This is a genomic window from Psychrobacter sp. CX10 (assembly GCF_057621575.2).
Window position 1 is genome coordinate 1,398,496 of sequence record NZ_CM177736.1, and the last position, 21,215, is coordinate 1,419,710.

Sequence of the window (21,215 nt, forward strand, 5' to 3'; positions counted from 1 at the left end):
AAACGCAGCTTAAATCTGCGTTTTTTTTATATTAAATAACGTACATTAGATGATCATTTGTTTTAAGAGGTTTATCTCACTTATATCTGGGTTTGACCAACATACAATTCGCGCATAACCTTTTTGTCGTGTTTACCAACAGAGGTTTTTGGTAAGTCATCGACAAACTTATAATGATCAGGAACACCATATTTAGTAATCATGCCTTTTTCTGCTGCTTGTTCAGCTAAGGCTTTAATGTCTTCAGACGTTGTATCTTGACAGTCAGGTTTTAATACAATTGCTGCTAATGGACGTTCCCCCCACTTTTTATCATGAACACCGATAACAGCAACATCAGCCACGGCTGGGTGCAAAGATAAAATGGTTTCAATCTCAAGCGATGATATCCACTCCCCGCCCGATTTAATGACATCTTTTAAACGATCAGTAATTTTCATCGTTCCATCATCAGTCATAAAGGCGATATCCGCGGTATGCATATACCCGCCTTCCCAAAGCTCAGCTCCTGCATCATCATTTTTGAAGTAGCTTCGAGTCAACCATGGTGCGCGCAGGACAAGCTCACCTGTAGTTTTACCATCGTTTGGTAGACGCTCATTTTTATCATCCCAAATTTGGGCATCTACCATTAGTACAGGTTTACCAGTCATACTACGGCGCTTGGCTTCTTCATCTAAAGTCATTTCTGGATCATCAGATCTAAACTCTGTCAATCCAATAAGCGGTGCAGTTTCTGACATGCCATAGCCTGTATAGACCTCAATGCCTGATGATAACGCAGTTTTGGCAAGACCTTCGGTAAGACGCGAACCACCAATGATCATTTTAAGCCCATCAAACTGTTTACCTTCTGCTTCTGCTTGTTTTAATAACATTTGTAGAATAGTTGGAACGCAATGAGTGATTGAAACTTTTTCATTTTTTATTAAGTTCAACATCACATCAGGTGCATAACGTCCTGGATATACCTGCTTCATCCCAAGCATCGTCGCCGTATACGGAAAACCCCATGCCATCACATGGAACATTGGCGTCATTGGCATATAAACATCACCAAGTACCAAGCCTTGTTTCTGCGGAAGAACCCCAAGCATCGCAGCTTCTGCTAATGCATGCAGAACCAACTGACGATGACTAAAGAATACACCCTTAGGATTACCAGTGGTTCCTGATGTATAAAAAGTTGAGGCAATGGTATTTTCATCGAAATCTTCAAATTCGAATTCACTACTAGCAGCTTCTAATAGTGATTCATATTCACCAACCAAACGTGATTGGTTTATACCGAATACCCCTTCACTACTAACATCGTCATCATCTAACCAAATAATATGCTCAATCGATGAATTTTCAAACTGATAGTCTTTCACCATGGTTGCAAATTCAGAATTTAATAATAAAACCTTTGGCTTAGCATGATTGATGGTGTATAAGATTTTTTCAGGAGACAGTCTTATATTAACGGTTTGAAGTACATACTGTGACATCGGCACCGCAAAATAAGTTTCTAAAAATCGGTGCGAATCCCAATCCATCACCGCCACAACATCGCCATGATCGAGGTTCAAACCATCAAGAACATTCGCTAATTTTGCAATACGTTCAAAAAACTCACTATAGGTCATGCGTTTTTTATCAGCATAAACTATTTCTTCGTTTTGAGAGGTTAATTTTGAACGATTTAAAAGCTGTTTAATCGTTAATGAGAAGTTAAAAGCTTCGGGAGCGGCGTTATAGTGATTTATCATTATATATTCCATTATTGTTTGATTCGTTATAAGCCAATATAAACCCTTTAGGAGAGCAATTGTACACTGAGTAAATTTATCATAATCAACTCGGTGATATATGTAAAGAACAGTTATTAATGAAGTATTATTCAACTTATTAAGCTGATATCCATTGAATCATTTTATAATACTAAATTCTTGTATTTTAAATTTATATACAATAGTCGCGGCAACTTATACCATGTTATGATTAATTCGTAACTGTATTTACTGACTACAATTATGTTTAGTTAAACTCACCTTTAGCCTATCGACACCCTCATTATGAATAAACCAGATTTATCCAAACTTGATCATATCAATACAGATTTAAACTCAGAAGCGGGTGAGGCTGAAAGTTCTTATGCTTTTGATGGCGACACTCTTGATGATGAATTAGAAAACACAGTTCTTCGATTAAGCGACTATTTATCAGCAGTTGAGTTGGTTATTAAAGAAACGTTTCGCCATAGCGTTTGGGTTAAAGCTGAAATTCGAAACTTATCAAGCAAAAATGGACATTACTACTTTGAGCTTGCTGAAAAAGATGATGAGGGCAAAGTTATCGCTAGTTGCCGTGGTAACTTATGGCGGTTTAAAGCATCCAGAGTGCTTGCGAAGTTTGAGCGTGCTACTGGCATGAAACTTGAACGCGATGTGACAGTATTACTCAATGTCTCAGCAAACTATCATCCTTTATATGGTTTTTCACTAACAATTAATGATATTGATCCAAGTTATACCTTAGGCGACCTGGCTCGGCAGTATGCTGCCATGCTTGAACGTCTAAGTGCTGAGGGTCTATTGAATCAAAACAAACAAGTCGCCAATCCTTTTGATATCGAACATGTGCTCGTTATAGCACCAGAAAAAGCGGCGGGGCTTGGTGATTTTAAAGCAGATGCAGACAAGCTTGAACGTACTAAAGCCTGTTATTTTCATTATCACTATGCCACTTTTCAAGCCAACCATGCTCCGACTGAAATACGCCATGCCATAACCAAAGGCATGCTCACTTTTAAAAAAGAATACGATCGCTACCCCGATATTATGGTAATTATAAGAGGCGGCGGCGCAGTTGGTGATTTAGCGTATCTTAACGATTATGAATTGGCAGCATTAGTTGCTGAACAGCCCATCCCTGTGTGGGTAGGTATTGGGCACGAACGTGATACGGTTATACTTGATGAGGTAGCTCATACCTGTTTTGATACCCCTTCTAAAGTCATCGCAGGTATCATCAATCATTTATCATCTTTAATGCAGCGTACCCAAGGGTATGCAGACTTTGTTAAACGTATCAGTCGACAATATTTAGAGCAAGCGTCTAACAATTCAGAACGCCAATTCTCCTCAATTCAAAGTCTTAGCAAACATAACTTACAGCATTGGCAGCATTTAAATGATCAATACATGAATAGCGTCAAACAGCACGCTAAATTTGAACTACGTGAAGTCAGTCTTACTACCCAAAGTAATATCAAACGCATACGCCAATTGAGCTATCAACGATTGCAGCAAACCACTCATCAGATAGACGCTTTATATCAAAGTACTCAGCGCACTAGCTATAATTTATTGAATGATGTTGCAAATCAAATTCGTTACTATCAACAAGTTATATTGGTACAAAACCCTGCACGATTACTAAAACAAGGCTATGCATTTGTTAAGGATTCAAATAATACGTATCTAAATTCTATAAATAGTATTGAAAAAGGTGATTTTGTAAACGTTACCATGAGTGATGGGGATATTAATGCTGTGGTGTATAATGTCACTAAACACAATACGCCTACTGATATAGAATAATTTTTTAATCACTATTATACATTATCAATTAATAAAACTTATTCAACTATAAACTAAACTCTATTTGCAAAAGGAATTTCTATATGTCCACACGTAAAAAAGCAGCACCAAAGACCTTTAAAGCTGCTTATCAAATATTGAAAACAAATGCCGAAGAGCTGCAAAACTCTAATGAGCCAGATATTGATAATTTAATGAACACCGTTGAGCAATCAATAGCTGCTTATAAGGTATGCCAATCTCGAATAGAAGCGGTGCAACAAGCATTAGATGCTGCATTTGATGAAGGGGAGGAAGCTGAAGAAAGTGAGGAATCAGTAGCCAATGTCGACGATAATGTTTAGTCAGGGTCTCTTTTGCGATCTATTATGTATTGAGTAAGTCATCACTGAGTTGCTCATAATAAATCTATACCACTTGAATAAATAAGAACCTACTCACTCAACCTATGACTCTTGCCTACCATACACTGTCTCCTACAACTGCACATATTATTCATTTTGTATTTGAATGGGTTGCTTTGATTGTGGGTGTGCAATCTTATCGGCTTATAAAAAAGCGCCAAGCTAACCAATATCCAAACAATCCTAAATATTCTAACCTTTTGTCAAACAACAGTTTTGCAGTTGCCATCGGTTGTATATTGGGTGCAGCCATTGGTAATAAATTGCTTTTCGTCATTGAAGTACCGCAAGCTTGGGAACAATACGGCTGGATGTCGTTGGGCATGGGTCAAACCATTGTAGGCGGTATGATCGGTGGGCTTGTTGGTATTGAGGTAGCAAAGAAAATCGCAGGTATTCGCTATTCGACGGGGGATTTGTTTATTGTCCCCTTTTGTGTGGGTTTGATAGTTGGGCGTATGGGCTGTTTTTTAGCAGGACTAAATGATGGTACGTATGGCGTGGCGACTAGCTTACCTTGGGGTATTGATTTTGGCGATGGGGTGAGCCGTCATCCGACCCAAATCTATGATATGTTGTGGGCAGTGGCGATGCTTGTCTTTTTTTATTACACCTATCCTAAGTTAAAAGCCGTTAGTGGATTGTCGTTTAAACTGTTATTTTTGAGTTATATGCTGTGGCGATTGTTGGTGGATGGGATTAAACCGGTGCCCTATGTGTATTGGCTGGGTTTATCGGGGATTCAGTGGGCGTGTTTGCTGTCGATTGCGGTTTATTTGCCGTTAGTAATTCAGGATTTTAAACGGTTAAGAATAAAAAATCGTAGTTTTATTTCTATACAAGATATTAAATAATTGTAATAATTAGTTTAATAACTATTTTAATAACTATTTTAATATTACTAAATAAATTTACTCGGCGGGTTAATAAATGTATGACACACCTACCTTTTTCATGTTTCTGTCAATTATTGGCATATCGCATCTATTATTATTTATAGCGGTGGTATTAGCTTTAGTCGGTTATTTTGGAAAAAATAAAACTAATAAAAACAGAAACTTTGTAAGAGCAGGTAAACTGTTGATAGCTTGTGCATTATTTGTGCTAATTGGCTCAGGCGGCTGCATAATGCTTACTAATTTAACCTAACTCTATTGTATAGAAGTACCTCACATGTTTGATATTCTAATAGTATTATTCTCCAGTATGTATATCCTCGCTTATGTAGTACTTCTATTAGCAATAATATTTGCTGTTATAGGGGGCTTCCAAAAAAATGAGTCTGATAGCATCGTCTCTTATACACTTGCTTCAAAGACCTTATTAATAGCCGCTTTATTATTTATTATTGGTCTATTTAGTTCAGTATTGTATTAGGTCTATCTAACAATTAAGCTTTAAATTAAGACACAATTACCAATTTTAAGTATTTAAAGCAGTTAGCCCATAGTTCAAGTAAAATTTCAAGTTTAACTGGTAGAACTGATAGTTATTTAGAGTCTTATACCACAATGCCTAATACTCACCCCTTCGATTCTATAATTAATATAGAAGTTTGTTTATAACGCTAATGTTCCTTCTTAGGAGCGGTTTAGCCTCTTAGAAGCGTTAAAGAATTACACTGCAATTTTAGGTTCGCAAGAGACATTTATGCATAGATTTCATCTTGCGCTTCGGGAAAGCGTGCCCCACACGCTTTCTAAACCTCGCTCACCTATAAAGAGGATTGCTTGATACGATATCCTTGTTTGAATAGAGTGTTGCGGTGACTTAGCTTAAGATGTTATCGCTGAGTCAGGAATGGCTCTGGATGTAGTCACCGCCACTTTAGGCAAGCAATATAGGAACACAAAGCGGGATTAGCTACTTGTTGAGGTACTGATTGTTACGCTGACCTTTTATAATATTGGATTGAGAATTTTATGTCACATAAAAACCGCCCTTATGAGTTTTACGATACGACAAGCTCGGTGTGTAGCACCTGCTTGTACCCCGTTGAGGCGAAGATAATTTTTAAGAACGGCAACGTTTTTATGGATAAGTGGTGCCCTGTACACGGGGTGGAGCGGGTGCTGATGATGGACGATGTGGCGTATTATCGCAGTTGCCGTGAGGTGTATGTAAAGCGTCCCGAGATGCCCAAGACGTTTGCAACGCCGATGCAGTACGGTTGCCCGTATGATTGCGGACTCTGCCCAGACCATATGCAACATTCGTGTTTGACGATTGTTGAGATTACCGATGTGTGTAATTTGGATTGTCCAGTGTGTTTTGCCGATTCGGGGATGAGCCGTGAGACCAATCTTCCGCATTTGTCGTATAAGCATAAATCTTTGGAGACGGTGAAAGCGATGCTTGATACGGTTGTGGCTTGTGAAGGTGAGCCTGATGTGGTGCAATTGTCAGGCGGTGAGCCAACCATGCATCCACAGTTGTTTGAGATTTTGGATTATATGCAAACATTGCCTATTCGTCATATTATGATTAACACCAATGGGGTGCGGTTGGCGAAAGAGCCTGAGTTTGTAGCGAAGTTGGCCGATTATGCGCATCGTTTTAAGAATAGAAATAGTGAAAAGGTGCAGGGATTAGAGATTTATTTGCAGTTTGATTCGTTACATGATGCGCACATGCAGGTTTTGCGTGGCGCAAAGTTGGCTAAGCTTCATGAGCAGGCGTTGGCGCATTTGGAAGCGCATGGTTTGTCCACAACCTTGGTAGCGACGATTAAGAAGGGACTGAATGATGGCGAGATGGGCGATATTATCCGTCATGCGATGGGGTTTCGCTGTGTGCGTGGGGTGAGTTTTCAGCCGTTATCGGAGGCAGGTCGGGTTGGGATTGATGAGACGTTACTCGATGATAGGAAACAGCGATTGACGATATCGAGGATGCGTCGTCAGATCGCTGAGCAGTCAGATGTGTTTACGCTTGATGATATTGTGCCGGTGCCTTGTAATCCAGATACGTTGGCGATGGGTTATGCGCTTAAGACGTATGCTGATAGTAGTGATGATGAGAAGGTTGGATATGGTAAGAGGAGCAAGCCAATTGTTGCACCGTTGACTCGTTATTTGACCCCTGATGTGATTATGAATGGCGGTGGGAATACGATTTTGTTTGAGCAAAACCCTGAGGTACAGAGCCAAGCGAAGGCGCAGTTATTTAAGGTACTAAGCACCAATCATTCGCCGGAGTCGCAGGCAAATTGTTTGTCAGAGTTGTTGTGTTGTTTGCCTAAGATTGATGCACCGCATTTGAGTTATGAGAATGTGTTTCGGGTTATGATTGTGCAGTTTATGGATGCGCATAATTTGGATATTCGGGCATTAAAGAAGTCGTGTATTCATTTTGCCCAGCCTGATGGGACGATGATTCCGTTTGAGAGTTTTAATTTGTTTTATCGTGATGATAGGGCGCAGAAGTTGGCGGAGATTCGGAGAAGTTTGGCGAAGGGGTTTGAGGCTCGTAATGTAGCTAATGCGCCAAAATATAATGTTCAAAAAGATGATGCTCAAAAAGATGATGCTATTAGGGATAAAAGCTTGATTAATTCGGTGTCAGTTTAGAAGCTAATTTGAGGATAGTTAGAGAATAGTTAGAAGCTAGACTGTCTCTAAAGGTCTATCATATAACCGCTTTAATAACTGAACTTAAGCTAATAGATATTTTAAAGCTTTAAAAGCAACTGGTGATTTTTCTGGATCAACTGGCCCTACCCTCGTAAAATTCAAAAATGAATACGAACCGTTTTACCATCTTGTGATACATAAGCTCATTTGAAAGAATCTTTAAATAAGGTAGACTTCACAAATTAGAAGCCATAGATTAAAAAAAATTAAATTTTTCCTAATTGAAAAAAATAGACCATAAACCTGGTCTATTTTACTATTTATGCGACCCACCAGAGCTATATCCAGTGCGACCATTATTGCCATTAGTGCCCCCACCCCCTCCAGGCAAAATGATAAAACCACCACCACTTCTACCAGCTTCTTCTTCACTATTTGGTCCTGTCACAGCAGGTCTTGAGTTCATCCCTATAACAAAACTTATGATTAAGGCAAATACAATAATAATTACTGAAATAGTTTTAGATCCTGATGAGCTATAATTAAAGGGTCCAGTTTCGACTTCATCACTTACATGCTGGCGTTCTGATTCACTCGCTTTGAAGTAAACCATATAAATCAAAATAGCGCCTATAACCCCGACTATTATAGATCCACCCGCTAAGAGCCAGACCGCAACTTGAAGCAAGGTATGCCAAATAAGGAGAGATTTTAAGCTGCCCTGATGGCTAAAACTACCTGAGCGTGTGGATATTCTATCTTGGTTTAAATAGTCTCCAAACCAATTTTCAAGCTTTAATGAATTGACTGGCTTTGAATGCGTAAATGTAATTTCTCGATCAGTTTGCTCTGAGGTAATGACCTCATCACCATGCTTATAATCGATAAGTAAATCACTATCGCCAATGTTCACCTGCCAGTTAAAGGCACCCATCGCAAACACGACTTGATTGCGATATCCAGTGCCGACTTGACGCCACTGCATGTCTTTATAAATTAACAGACCTGGTTCTTGTACTGGCATTTCACTAAGAATGCGAGCGACATACCAACCCGTTGACTCCTCGGACAGCCATAAGAAACCATCAGTTAAACTATATAATAAATACTCAGTCCATGCGCCAAATTCACCTACTTCATTTAGCCGCATTATACCTATAACGACATAATCATGATAAATACTACTTTCAACAATTTTATCAGCGGCGTCATCTGATAAAGCAAACGCACTTACTTCCACTATATCTGCCGCTGCTACACGTGCTTTGGCACCTAAGGGTAGACTGCTGTCGAAGCTTTGCATTGTGGAATGCATTTTAATGACGCTGGCAGTATTACCGGTGAGTTTAACTTCGCTATGACAAGCAGGACATACTAGAAAATCTGTCGCACCATCAACGTAAGGTATAGGACTACCACAGTTAGGGCATTCTATTTTGCTAATAATAATGGCGTTGTTAGTATCAGGAACAGTATTGCGCGATTGGCTGACATCTTCATTAATCTGACGGTCATCTTTGAGCAGCTGCATATCTAGGTCTGAAAACTCAACCGCATGCCCTTGATAAACTACTGGAGGATGTTCAGGACCAGCATCTGTGTAGTCAAGCGTAATGAACTCTCGCTTGTACTGCGCATCTATGACCCACGTCTCCCAACCTTTACCAACAACATAAGGCAACTCGCCTTCACCAGCGATAGCTTGAGCGTCACGTCTATCATTGACTTGATAGGTATGATCGCCAAAGCGCACACTATCATTAATAGCCAGGGAATGATAAGCAGGTAGTGTTGAAGTCGTGCCTTCACCTATTGTGATTGAATAATGACCCAACGCCTCAGAGAGCCAACCACTAAGCCCGTTAGAAAATTGGACATACCATTCGTTCCATATACCTTGAGAGTATTGAAGTTGAACGCGGCCTATAACCGCGAATTCTTCACTATCATACCGTCCAACACTACCAATCTGTAAGGGAGAATAGTCTTCAATAGTAAGAGACTGCTTACCCTGTTCTACCAATGTATCACCTTCACGTAGCACAGAGGTTTGACAGTATTCACACACTGCCATAACAGACCCTGGTGAAGCAAACTCCACAAGAGCGCCACACGATGGACAGGGTGCAGTAAAGGTCAGAACATTAAAATAAATGGGTAGTTTTTGTTTCGACTGTGGCAAAGTATTACTCTCTATAGTTTATTAAGACTATCTTCAAAACGACCTATTTATTTAGATAACAGATCTAAAATTTTAGCCTTAGTTTCATCATAATCTTCTTGACTAATTAGCTCTTGATCCAATAAACCTTTGAGTTTATTTAATCTGTCCATATAATCAGGCTCAGTAGCATCAGTGGCATGGCTGGATTGTTCGGTAGGTTGACCTTGATTTTGTGGCTGTTGTGTTGATGAATTTTGAGAGCTATTTTGTGAATTAAAAGCATCACTCATAACTTGACCCATATTCATACCAACACCAAGACCTGCGCCTATACCTGCCATGCCTCCTTCATTTTTGGCAGCATGCTGAATAGCTTCTGCTGACTGATAGCGAGTATACTCGTTGATATCGCCTATCATGCCCATAGAAATACGCTTATCCAGCGTTTCTTGTAAGTTCTCAGGTAATGACACATTCTCTACAACAAATGATTCTACTGCCAAGCCATACTTAGCAAAGTCAGGCTGCAATTCTTTTTTAATCTCGTCAGCCATTATTCCTTGATTGGCTGCCAAATCAATAAAGGGTACAGAGCTATTTCCAAGTCCTGAAGCAAGATCTGATACGATTAAGTTTCTAAGCTGAGGTTCAATTTGCTCTGCACGATACACATCGTTCATACCCGTTATGTTTTGATAAAACTGGGTAACATCATTAATCTTGTATGAATACATACCAAATGCGCGTAAACGCACCATGCCAAACTCTGCATCACGTACAGTGACTGGCTGCGTAGTTCCCCATTTACGGCCTTGTTGCAGGCGCGTACTAAAGAATAAAACGTCAGATTTAAACGGTGAGTCAAAACCCATGCGCCAATTTTTTAAATTAGTCATAAGAGGCAGTGTTTCTGTGTTTAGGGTATAACGACCAGAGGTGAAAATATCTGCTATTTGACCTTCGTTTACGAACACCGCAACTTGACCATCACGAACGGTTAATGTTGCACCATTTTGTATTTCATTATCTGCCATTGGGAACTTCCACATCAGAACATCATCGTCCTGCCAGTCCCATTCGATAGCATCAATAAACTGCTTTTTGATAAAACTTCTAATACCCATTGTGATTCCTTTATTTAATCGAGTTAATATATACGTTTGTTTATACTAAATGTTTGCGCAGTATAAATTGTTGTACTTCTTATTGATTGAGGGTTTTGTAAAAGCTAGGGGTTATTAATGAATTACGACAATACACCTGCGTTAATAATACCTAATACCAAACCTGTGATACCTATTAATCCACCTACCGCCATGTTATTAACTTTAATATGCTGAGGCACATTGCCGATAATCTTTACTATAACAAAATAACCTATAATTTGAACGACCATGGCAACGGCACTCCAAATTAAAAAAGAGATGAAGCCTGCATTATAGATAGCACTAGCCGCTAAGGTTAAAGAGAATCCTAAAATAGTTCCCCCAAAACTGAGCACTGCCGCACCAGAGCCGCGACGTATAAGTGCAATTTCATCATAAGGCGTAATTGCCATATATATGACTGAAAACACAGCGAGCATCACTACGCCGCCGCCGAAATATATAGCGTAATAAAGCAGTTCCGTCTGCAAGTTTCCTAAATTTTGCATCTAATTAACCTTTGTTTTGTTAGTAATTGGATAATGATTTAATGAATTGAAGAATATATAAAATTTAAATAGATGGTGGTTTATTTAAGTCAATATCTGTAAACCCTTTATATTTAAATTATAAATATTACAAATTAAAAGCTTAGCTCTGACTTTAGTTTAAAACAAAATCGAATAGCTACTGTTGTTATTTGTTTTGGATACCATGATGGCGAGATACATTATTCACGTTATGGTTTTTTGGTTTGAATATATTTAAACAAGCGGCAAATAGATCATCTGCTTTACTAGTATTTTCATTCGTGACATTACACACGTATATATCCAAAGTAACCGTTTTATACTCACCCCATGTGTGTAAACAAATATGCGACTCTGCTAATAATATAGAAAGTGTCAGACCACTTTTTTGTTCAATGTCATCAACATCCACATTTACCACATTCTCTACCGGATTGATTACGCCAATATTGGTTCTAATAAGTTTTGATTTGGTGATTTTTTGCGACCCAAACTCATACCCTGCTTTGCCAACCATAGTTAATCCAACCTTATCAACTTCACTTGCAAGCAGTTTAATTAATGGTTCAACTTTGTTTAATAATTCAGAATCGCATTCGCAATCCCAAAGCTCGGCCAATATATGCTTACCACTCATAGAAGGTTTAGGTGCATTCATATCGTTTGTCATTTTCTCACCATTTAAATGGGTTTTAATAGAGTAATAATTAAAAATATTATTAATTGATACTTAGAAGATGATTATTCATCAGACCAGTCCTGTAGATAGTAGTGTACCAGTATCTGCCTATCTAAAGTATTGGGTTCGACATCTATTGGCTGCATATCGGGGGGAAATGTAAACATTTCACGGCTCACCGAAGGCGTTAAGAATTTTAAAGGTAGATCATACTGCGTTGGTGGTTCAAACTTTTTATCATTACTACCTACAATAAACCCCCACTCTCCGAACGAGGGCACATAAGTATGATAAGGGGTGGTTTTAAAACCAGATTTTTCAAGCGTTTTATTTATGGACCAAAAGGATCTCGGCGCATAATAAGGAGACGTTGATTGAACGACAACAAAGCCTTCTGCATTCAAATGATGACTTACTAGATTATACATAGACTCTGAATAAAGCTTCGCTAAGCTATACTGTGAAGGATCAGGCAAATCAATGATAACCGCATCATAAAATTCATTATTGTCCTCAAGCCATTTATAAGCATCGGCATTAATAACACTTACCTTAGGATGAGTTAATGAATTGTTGTTTAATTCAGAAAACCGTGATGAAGCTGCAAAAAACTCAGTCATTTTTGGATCTAAATCAACTAAAGTTATATGATCTACTTTATCATATTTAAGCACTTCACGCGCAGCCATGCCATCTCCGCCTCCTAATATAAGTATCTCAAGACTAGGCTTTGCTGCTCGGCTATTATTACTTAGTTTTTGCAGAATAGGATGCACAAGTGCTTCATGATAACGATATTCATCGCGGGTTGAGAACTGGAGATTGCCATTTAAAAAAAGTTGGTGGTATCCACTGCGCTCCGTAATGACCAAACGCTGATAAGGAGAATTGGTTGCAAACACGACTGGCGCTTTAAATAGCTTCTGTTCTGAGATTCCTACTAACCTATCAGCAAACAATAACCCTGATAAAAGCAAGATGGTAGATATTAACAGTCTGGTTATTAATCGTTGGCGGACTTTATGATGATCAACCGCCTGGAATGAGAATGAGGAAGAAGAGCTACTTGTTTTATTAAAGTTACCATCGTTAGTATTTAAGGCAGCTTTTGGATAAAAGTGGCGAACCGTCCAGCCAGCTACTAATACATTTAATAAACCAAAAACAACCGCCGAGCGAGCCAATCCTAACATTGGTGCCAAAATAAGCGGGAATAGTAATGACACCGCAAGCGCACCTAAATAATCGAAGGTTAGTACCCGACTTACTAACTCGTTAAATGCATGCTTTTCTGAATTGAATATTCGCATGACTAGCGGTATTTCCATACCTACCAGTGTACCTATGCAAATAACCAAGCCATAAAGTATTGACTTAAATGTAGGTAGCCAAGCAAACGCCATAAATAAAGCGATGGCGGATAATCCACCGATAAGACCAACCAAAATCTCGATTTCTATAAATCTCTGTAGCACTTTATGCTCAGGTACATACTTAGATAAATGCGATCCTATTCCCATTGCAAACAGATACGTGCCAATAATGGTTGAAAACTGTAAGACTGAGTCGCCCAAGACATAGCTCGCTAACGCGCCCGCAATTAATTCGTAGGCCAAACCGCAAGAGGCCACAATAAAAACTGACAGCACTAAAAGTGAGTCAGTTTGCAAACGTTTAAAAGTCAGGGTCATAAAATCTACTTGATTAGCGTTAAAGGCTATAGGAGCAAAAGCCAAAACCTAATTTACATGTTAACTACTTAGCTTTTGAAATAATTAGTTTTTAACTATACTAATACTTTGCTACCTATATAAATTAGCTACTTAACCATATCCACAAAAACGCCATAGCCAGATTGCGGCATTTTATCGACAGGAATAAACTGTAAAGCGCCGCCATTAATGCAGTAGCGTAGTCCAGTTTTATCTTTAGGACCATCATTGAACACATGTCCTAAATGAGAGTCAGCTACTCGAGATCTTACCTCGGTACGTACCATATTAAAGGCGGTATCACTGTGCTCAGTTATGACCTCAGGGGCAATAGGTTGCCAAAAGCTTGGCCAACCACAGCCTGAATCGTACTTATGTGTCGACAAAAACAAGGGTTCACCGCTCACCACATCCACATAAATGCCAGGCGCAAATAGATGATCATATTCATGACTAAACGCGCGCTCTGTACCCGCCTCTTGGGTAATGTTATATTGGGATTTAGTTAAGGTATCTTTTAGAGCATTTTTATTATAATTAGCGTAGCGGCTAGGATTTAAAGCAGCTTCTATGGTGTTTGCTGCTGATAGCTTGCTTTGAACATTATTTAATGTACTGGTGCTCGATGACTGAATGATATCATCAGCCAGACTCAAATCAATATGACAATATCCATTTGGATTTTTGGTTAGGTAGTCTTGATGATATTCTTCAGCGTATGCAAAGTGGTGTAACGGTTCATTTTCTACCACAATATCTTGACTATATTTTGAATCAAGTTGTTGTAAACCAGCATCAATAATAGCCTTATCGCTAGGGTCAGTATAATAAATGCCTGTACGGTATTGAACGCCTCTATCATTACCTTGCTTGTTCAAACTGGTTGGATCAATGACTCGAAAATAATACTTAAGTACGGTTTCTAAATCTATTTTATCGGCGTCATAGACCACTTTTACTGTTTCAGCATGACCAGAACCTGCGATAACCTGTTCATAGGTTGGATCGCTAATATTTGGATTACCATTAGCATATCCAGAAATAGCATCTACCACCCCATCTACACGCTCCATATAAGCTTCTAACCCCCAAAAGCAGCCGCCTGCCAAATAGATGGTTTTAGTATTGATAGGCGAACCATCAGAATTGTAATAGACACCTTCTTTTTGCGTGGTCGCCGTAGATACTGCCGATTGATTGGTCGTTAATGATGTCGGCTTAGCAGTGCTTCTTTTTAAATCTCGGAAGTCATTATTCGCATTTTCAGCCAATGCATAAGCTTGTTCTTCTGTTAAATTACCCTTTATCAAGCGTACCAAATTGCCCCGTTTGTCCAAAATTGCCCAGCTTGGATATACTTGAACGCCCAATTGTTTGATTAAACTTCCAGACTCATCAATAAGTACGGGCAACTGAGGGTAATCTTGCTGTACACCAGCATACCACTGTTTAAAGTCGGCACTATCCTTTTCATTCAACTGACCAGGACTTGCTACCGTCACAACGTTTAAATTAGCAAATGCTGTGTCGTTACGCCACGTTTCAGTTTCTTCTAAGGTTCCTAAACATAACGGACACCAACTTGCCCAAAATTTTACCAACGTTGGTTTGTTATCCTCTAATACAGATGCCCCAGTCGCTCCTAATCCTTGAGTTAGCTGTGGAAGAGAGCTTAAATTTTGTAATACATCTGATGGCAACATATCTCGGCTATCTGTAATACCTGTATTTGAGCCTTGAGCTATTGATTCTTTAGTATTGTCTGATGTGGAATGACCATTATCGGCACTACTCATTTGGCCACATGCCATGAGCAGTGTAGCAACAGATCCAATAAAGGCAGCTTTAGTCATTGTCGGCATGAGCGCAGAGTGTTGTTTCGGCAATTGAGGTGTTTGATTGAATGAGCGATTCATAGCGGTGTCTTCATCAAATTTATTCATAAAATATTTTTTAACCATCACAATGTATCTATTTATATATTAATTATTTAAAGTGCAGGGGGGTATGAACTAATTTTTATTACTAAATCTTATAGTCTCATATAGACTATATTAGGGTTCACTGCTGTTTTTACAATAATTAGTTCTAAATCAATTTAGTAAAGATAATATGGTAGCGTTGACCTATGCAAACTGTTGAGAGATATGTCCATAGCGGTACACGCTATTAATACGACAAATTTTAAGAATTTTGATTGATAGGATTAGGGTCTGTTGAACATTCAAATATAAGGACCGCTGATAGATATCTAGGTTTTAGCAATTCTAATGCCCATATACTCTATAGTCTATAGTCTATATTCAACTTTAAAATTTAAATACAGCTTTATCCATTCATAAATCTTGCCACATAGTCATCAGCGGGGTTGTTCTTCAAATCATTGACTGTACCCGTTTGAACCAATCGACCACCATTTAGGATACTAATGCGACTGCCTAATTTAATCGCTTCATCAATATCATGGGTAATAAAAGCGATTGTTTTACCCAGTTTGTCTTGTAAGGATAAGAGCTGATCTTGTAACTGACCACGTATCAAGGGATCTAGCGCCGAAAAGGCTTCATCCATCAAAATAATGGGCGTATCAACTGCTAAGGCGCGTGCTAAGCCAACCCGCTGCTGCATACCGCCTGATAATTCATCAGGATAGCTTTTATCAACCCCTTCAAGCCCAACTTCAGCCAACCAGTAGCGAGCAATATCATGACGTTCAGCTTCAGACATTTTGCGAACTTTAAGTCCATAAGCGACATTTTGAATCACTGTCATATGCGGCACCAATCCAAAATGCTGAAACACCATACTGACATTGTGCTGTCTAAATTGTTGTAACTGCTTATCATTAAGGCTTAGGACGTTGATAATTTGACTATTGGTTGTGTCATTATCCAAATTAAAGCTGTTGTTGGTAGGAATAGAATTTACTAATTGGGCGTTCTTAGAAGGTACTGACCCTGATGGTACTGACTCTGATAGATCTGACTCTAATGATACTGACTCTGATGGTACTGACTTTGAAATTATTGGTTCAGAATTTAGATTAGCTTTATCCAATCTCTCAACATTATCATCAGAAAACGTCGTCACGCTATCAATCCAAATTTTACCTTCACTAGGGTCTATCAAACGATTAATATGACGCACTAAAGTAGATTTTCCAGATCCGGATAATCCCATAATGCAGTGCAGCTCACCTTTATCGATACTGAGACTAACATCATATAGTCCCACGGAGTAGCCATACTGCTCGCGTACTTCACTACTACTCATGCCTTGATTAAGTAACGTAAGCACTTTGTTTTTTTCGTCTTGATTCACATCAAATATTTTGCTGACATTTTCTAGACGTAAATGAGTCATGATAAATTCCGTGAATAATTTTTGGCTAAATTTAAACTCAATATTATGATTTTGCTTAGGCTATTTTTAATCAACTAAGCTATTTGTGAATATAAGATACCATATGGATTTAAATAGCCATTTGTATTTAAGAGACCATATGTACTTAAAGGAATATGTGACACTTGTAATCTAAATGTTAGTAGCTAATCAAATCTGCAGAACTACTCCAGTTAATCAATGAGCTCCTGACGGGCTCGTCTGCCTTGACCAAATGCCTGTGTAATCCTATCAATTATGATTGCCATTATAACAATCGCGGTGCCCGCTTGTAGACCTTGACCAATATTTAGGGTTTGAATAGATTGCAGTACGTCCTCGCCCAATCCTGGTGCGCCAATCATCGAAGCCAAAACCACCATAGCCAGCGACATCATAACCGCCTGATTGATGCCTGCCATGATGCTGGGAAGCGCTTGCGGTAACTTAATCCAGAAAAGCAGCTGCGCATGGTTACTACCGAATGAACGACCCGCTTCAACCATCTCTTTGGGGACTTGCTTTATACCGAGCATGGTCAATCGGATGAGTGGCGGCAAAGCATAAATAACGGTGGCAAATAATGCAGGGACTTTACCGATACCAAAGAGCATTAGTACAGGTATTAAATAAACAAAACTTGGCATCGTCTGCATCACATCAAGTACAGGAGTGATAATACGTCGTAACCATGGGCTGCCTGCCATTACTATACCAACTGGAATACCAATCACCATGGTTATGATAACGGAGACGATCAATAGTGCTAAGGTTTGAATTAACGCAATCCATAATCCAAACGCACCGATTAGAAATAATCCGATTGCACAAGCCGCTGCAAACCATACTTTACGAGTTGCAAACCATCCTAATAAGCCGACTAAGGCGATAAGTAGCCAAGGCGGTATCCAACCTAAGAACGCTTCTATTGGTAGTATTAAATAAGTTAGCGTCACATGACTGATACTTCTAAATACCTCACTAAAGTTTTGTACAACGTAGCTTAGCCCATTGTTAAGTGGCGTCTCTAATGACCATTCAGGGAACCATTTAAATCTAGCGCTGGCTGCACTACTATTATTAGTCGTACTTATACCAGAAGTTTGATTGGTGTCAGTAGTAAGGGGAATACCTAACTTGGTCGATAAATTTGAAGCTGCTTCATCGGTTAACCAGTTCCGCCATACTTGCGGATGACGCTCAAAAAACAAACGTGCTTGTTCTTCACCGCTACGCTTGTTTTCAGACATCTCTAAAATAGCCAAATTTAACGTATCTGGTTCAAATTGTACTTTTTCAAACGCTTCTATCAGTTCAGGATGTCGGTCTTTAAATGGGGTCGATACGGCAACGCCTAGCTCAGAGACGGGAAATCCAGATACACAATTTGTCTCACTTGTCGCATCTAAAAGTTTATCCCAGCACGTACCATCATATTCAGGAAATGGGATGGGCGCAAAATCATATTTTGCCATTAGCCCCGTCGGTTGCCAGTAGTAAAACAATAAAGGCTTACGCTGCTCAAACGCAGAAGATATTTCTGCGTCCAGCGCTGCACCTGTTCCGGGATGTACATTATTATATTTAGCACTAAGCCCAGTATTATTCAAAAGATGGGTATTAAATATCTCACATGTCCAGCCAGTTGGACAGTTCATGAACCTTGCCGTGTCAGGCTGTTCTGGATCAGTAAATAGATGATCGTAATTGATTAAATCTTGATAAGTTCTAAGATCAGGATTGTCGTCTATAACATATTTTGGTACATACCATCCCTGAGTTGCACCGCCCTTAAGCGTGCTGCCTATAACCGCCGCATTACCCTGCGCAATTGCATCTTCCATAATAGGAGAGCGTCCAACCCACTGCTCACCAATCACTTGAATGTCATTTTGGGACAGAGCTGTTTCAAGTGCTGGCCCTGCACCTGGGACTTGTTCGGTAGTACATTCATAACCATCTTCTGCAATGGTTTGAAGCACTGAGGTTATAAATTGTCCACTTTCCCACGTGAGGGAGCCAAACTTGATAGGCGTACTATTCGCATCCCCACAAGCTGAAAACACTTGTGAAGATATAAACAATAAACTGAGTATAAACCATCGGTTAAATCTGGAGAGTATGTTCACAAAATGACCTATTTATTTATATTTTGGTGATAACCAAATGTGATCTGAATTAAGTTTACCCTAATTTGTTAATTCAATACCATGCTCAAGATACAAGATGACATAATTCAAACAGATTTACAGCGGTCTTACTAGGACTTATTGCAGTCTTGCAATGATTTAAAGCTACCGTGGGTTGACATTTTAACTATAGTCGAACCACGCTTAAAGTTTTACATCCTTAAACTCGCTTAGGCTGTGCTAGTAGTTCTTGTACTTCAACGACTTAATCGTTTGCCTTGTACCATTTCTAAGATTTATTGCATATATATATCTAATAAACTAGTCATAAAAAAAGTCTTTCAATGAGTTGATTGAAAGACTTTAATTAAGACACCTGCATACCTACAAAGGCTATTTCATTAATAGCCCAAGACCTTTTTTAAACAGCTTGCTATACGGAGGTAGCATCAGATTCATGCCATTTATTTTTGCTTGAACAAATACAGGCTTCATATGGCTTAAGCGCTCAAAGCCATGCTTTCCGTGATAGGCGCCCATACCAGAATTACCAACCCCACCAAAAGGTAACTCGCTTTGCGCAACATGCATAATTACTTCATTTACTGCAACACCGCCTGAAACGGTATAATTGCGCACATATTGTATATCTTCGTTACTTTCTCCAAATACATACAACGCCAGTGGACGTGGACGACTATTAACAAATTCAACCGCATCTCGTAACCCATTAACATGTATGAGCGGTAGCACAGGAGCGAACAGCTCATTTTGCATCACATCACTGCTAGTATCTGGATTGGCTACGATAACGGGCGGCATTAAACGGGTCTCTTCGTTAGCCGATTCTGTCGTTAAAGGGATCACCTTTTCACTCGGCAAATTATCTAAATACCCTTGAATACGTTTAAACTGTTTTGGATTAATGATACGAGTATAATCATTATTGTTGGCAATATTTGGATAATGTCTGTTTACCCATTCTTTAGCCAGTTTGATAAACTTGCTGTGCAGCGATTCTTTAATAAGGACATAATCTGGCGCGATACAAGTTTGACCTGCATTGATGGTTTTACCCATCATCACTCGGTTCACCACATTTTCAAGGTTAGCATCATCAAGTACAATGACAGGTGACTTGCCGCCAAGCTCTAAAGTCACAGGTGTTAGGTTTGGCGCTGCTGCCGCCATGACCTTTTTACCAACTTCTGTCGAGCCTGTATAAAGTAGATGATCAAAGGGTAACTCACTAAACGCGACTGCCAAATCAACTTCACCAAGTGCTACAGATATAACATCTGGTGAAAAATGCTCTGCAATAGCTTCTGCAAAGACAGAGGCAAATAAAGGTGCAGACTCGCTCATTTTAACCATAACGCGATTGCCAGCAGTTAACGCATCTATGATAGGCCCTATCGCTAAAAATAAAGGGTAGTTCCAAGGCACCATAATACCAACCAGCCCTAGTGGCTGCGGCTGAATTTCATTGTGTGCAGGGCGGTATAGGGAATAGATACCAACCTTTTTTGATTTCATCCACGATTTGCCGTGTTTTTTGGCATAGGCAATACCGTGTAACGTTGGAAAAGTTTCTGCAAAATTGGTTTCATCTTTGCTTCGATTGCCAAAGTCTTGTTTAATTGCTTCTGCAAACTTATCTTTGTTATCTTTGAGCATTCTTTCTAATGAATCAAGCAGCGTTTCTCGGTCAGTCCAATTCAAAATTGGCTGCTTACGCGTTAAAGTATGCATGTGCTCGAACTGTGAACCCAGCTCTTGTTGATTGGTTATAATACTTTGACTCATTAATATATCCTTATGTTTATGGTGTCAATGATGTGTTTATGGAATCGATGTTCCAATTATTCGAACTTTATATGGCGTTATTCGAAAACGTATGATTTTTTAAATGATG

Annotated in this window: 14 protein-coding genes; 4 read left to right on the forward strand and 10 right to left on the reverse strand. The window is 39.2% G+C overall.

All coding sequences use genetic code 11. The annotated features are described in order from the left end of the window. Positions 1–80 precede the first annotated feature (80 nt). Positions 81–1,751 (reverse strand): fatty acid--CoA ligase, encoded by a 1,671-nt coding sequence (locus AC21OH_RS05715; RefSeq protein WP_487370953.1) that lies wholly within the window; start codon positions 1,749–1,751, stop codon positions 81–83. Positions 1,752–2,057: 306 nt separating this feature from the next. Between AC21OH_RS05715 and xseA the strand changes: the two genes are divergently transcribed. The 4 genes from xseA (at position 2,058) to AC21OH_RS05735 (ending at position 7,557) form a co-directional block, all read left to right on the forward strand. Beyond that, positions 2,058–3,584, forward strand: coding sequence for an exodeoxyribonuclease VII large subunit (gene xseA, locus AC21OH_RS05720; RefSeq protein ID WP_487370954.1), 1,527 nt, complete (start codon positions 2,058–2,060; stop codon positions 3,582–3,584). Between the two features lie 83 nt (positions 3,585–3,667). Then, positions 3,668–3,928 carry an exodeoxyribonuclease VII small subunit gene (xseB, locus tag AC21OH_RS05725; RefSeq protein ID WP_486535807.1) on the forward strand — a complete coding sequence of 87 codons (261 nt, stop codon included), beginning with the start codon at positions 3,668–3,670 and terminating at the stop codon, positions 3,926–3,928. A gap of 104 nt (positions 3,929–4,032) precedes the next feature. Then, positions 4,033–4,842 (forward strand): prolipoprotein diacylglyceryl transferase, encoded by an 810-nt coding sequence (locus AC21OH_RS05730; RefSeq protein WP_491140326.1) that lies wholly within the window; start codon positions 4,033–4,035, stop codon positions 4,840–4,842. A 1,068-nt stretch (positions 4,843–5,910) separates the two neighbouring features. Next, positions 5,911–7,557 (forward strand): radical SAM protein, encoded by a 1,647-nt coding sequence (locus tag AC21OH_RS05735; RefSeq protein WP_487370956.1) that lies wholly within the window; start codon positions 5,911–5,913, stop codon positions 7,555–7,557. Positions 7,558–7,876: 319 nt separating this feature from the next. On the opposite strand, the gene AC21OH_RS05740 is transcribed toward AC21OH_RS05735, so the two are convergent. From AC21OH_RS05740 to AC21OH_RS05780, 9 genes are all read right to left on the reverse strand, one after another. Continuing rightward, positions 7,877–9,661: a DUF4178 domain-containing protein gene (locus AC21OH_RS05740; protein ID WP_491140329.1), complete on the reverse strand. Its 1,785-nt coding sequence runs from the start codon at positions 9,659–9,661 to the stop codon at positions 7,877–7,879. A gap of 128 nt (positions 9,662–9,789) precedes the next feature. After that, positions 9,790–10,848 carry an SPFH domain-containing protein gene (locus AC21OH_RS05745; protein ID WP_486535811.1) on the reverse strand — a complete coding sequence of 353 codons (1,059 nt, stop codon included), beginning with the start codon at positions 10,846–10,848 and terminating at the stop codon, positions 9,790–9,792. Between the two features lie 122 nt (positions 10,849–10,970). Further along, complete coding sequence (locus tag AC21OH_RS05750) at positions 10,971–11,378, reverse strand: DUF350 domain-containing protein (protein WP_486535812.1); 408 nt, start codon at positions 11,376–11,378, stop codon at positions 10,971–10,973. Positions 11,379–11,565: 187 nt separating this feature from the next. Beyond that, complete coding sequence (locus AC21OH_RS05755) at positions 11,566–12,069, reverse strand: S-adenosylmethionine decarboxylase family protein (RefSeq protein ID WP_486535813.1); 504 nt, start codon at positions 12,067–12,069, stop codon at positions 11,566–11,568. Positions 12,070–12,140: 71 nt separating this feature from the next. After that, on the reverse strand, positions 12,141–13,769 hold the full coding sequence (locus tag AC21OH_RS05760; RefSeq protein ID WP_487370958.1) for a polyamine aminopropyltransferase: 1,629 nt from the start codon (positions 13,767–13,769) through the stop codon (positions 12,141–12,143). A gap of 128 nt (positions 13,770–13,897) precedes the next feature. Next, on the reverse strand, positions 13,898–15,652 hold the full coding sequence (gene msrAB / locus AC21OH_RS05765; RefSeq protein ID WP_487370967.1) for a bifunctional peptide-methionine (S)-S-oxide reductase MsrA/peptide-methionine (R)-S-oxide reductase MsrB: 1,755 nt from the start codon (positions 15,650–15,652) through the stop codon (positions 13,898–13,900). 466 nt (positions 15,653–16,118) lie between these two features. Next, the gene (locus AC21OH_RS05770; protein WP_487370959.1) at positions 16,119–17,153 is read right to left on the reverse strand and encodes an ATP-binding cassette domain-containing protein; all 1,035 of its coding nucleotides are present in this window, start codon (positions 17,151–17,153) and stop codon (positions 16,119–16,121) included. A gap of 212 nt (positions 17,154–17,365) precedes the next feature. Then, positions 17,366–19,294 carry a glycine betaine ABC transporter substrate-binding protein gene (locus AC21OH_RS05775; protein WP_487370968.1) on the reverse strand — a complete coding sequence of 643 codons (1,929 nt, stop codon included), beginning with the start codon at positions 19,292–19,294 and terminating at the stop codon, positions 17,366–17,368. Between the two features lie 399 nt (positions 19,295–19,693). Continuing rightward, on the reverse strand, positions 19,694–21,106 hold the full coding sequence (locus AC21OH_RS05780) for a coniferyl aldehyde dehydrogenase (protein WP_487370960.1): 1,413 nt from the start codon (positions 21,104–21,106) through the stop codon (positions 19,694–19,696). Positions 21,107–21,215 lie beyond the last annotated feature (109 nt).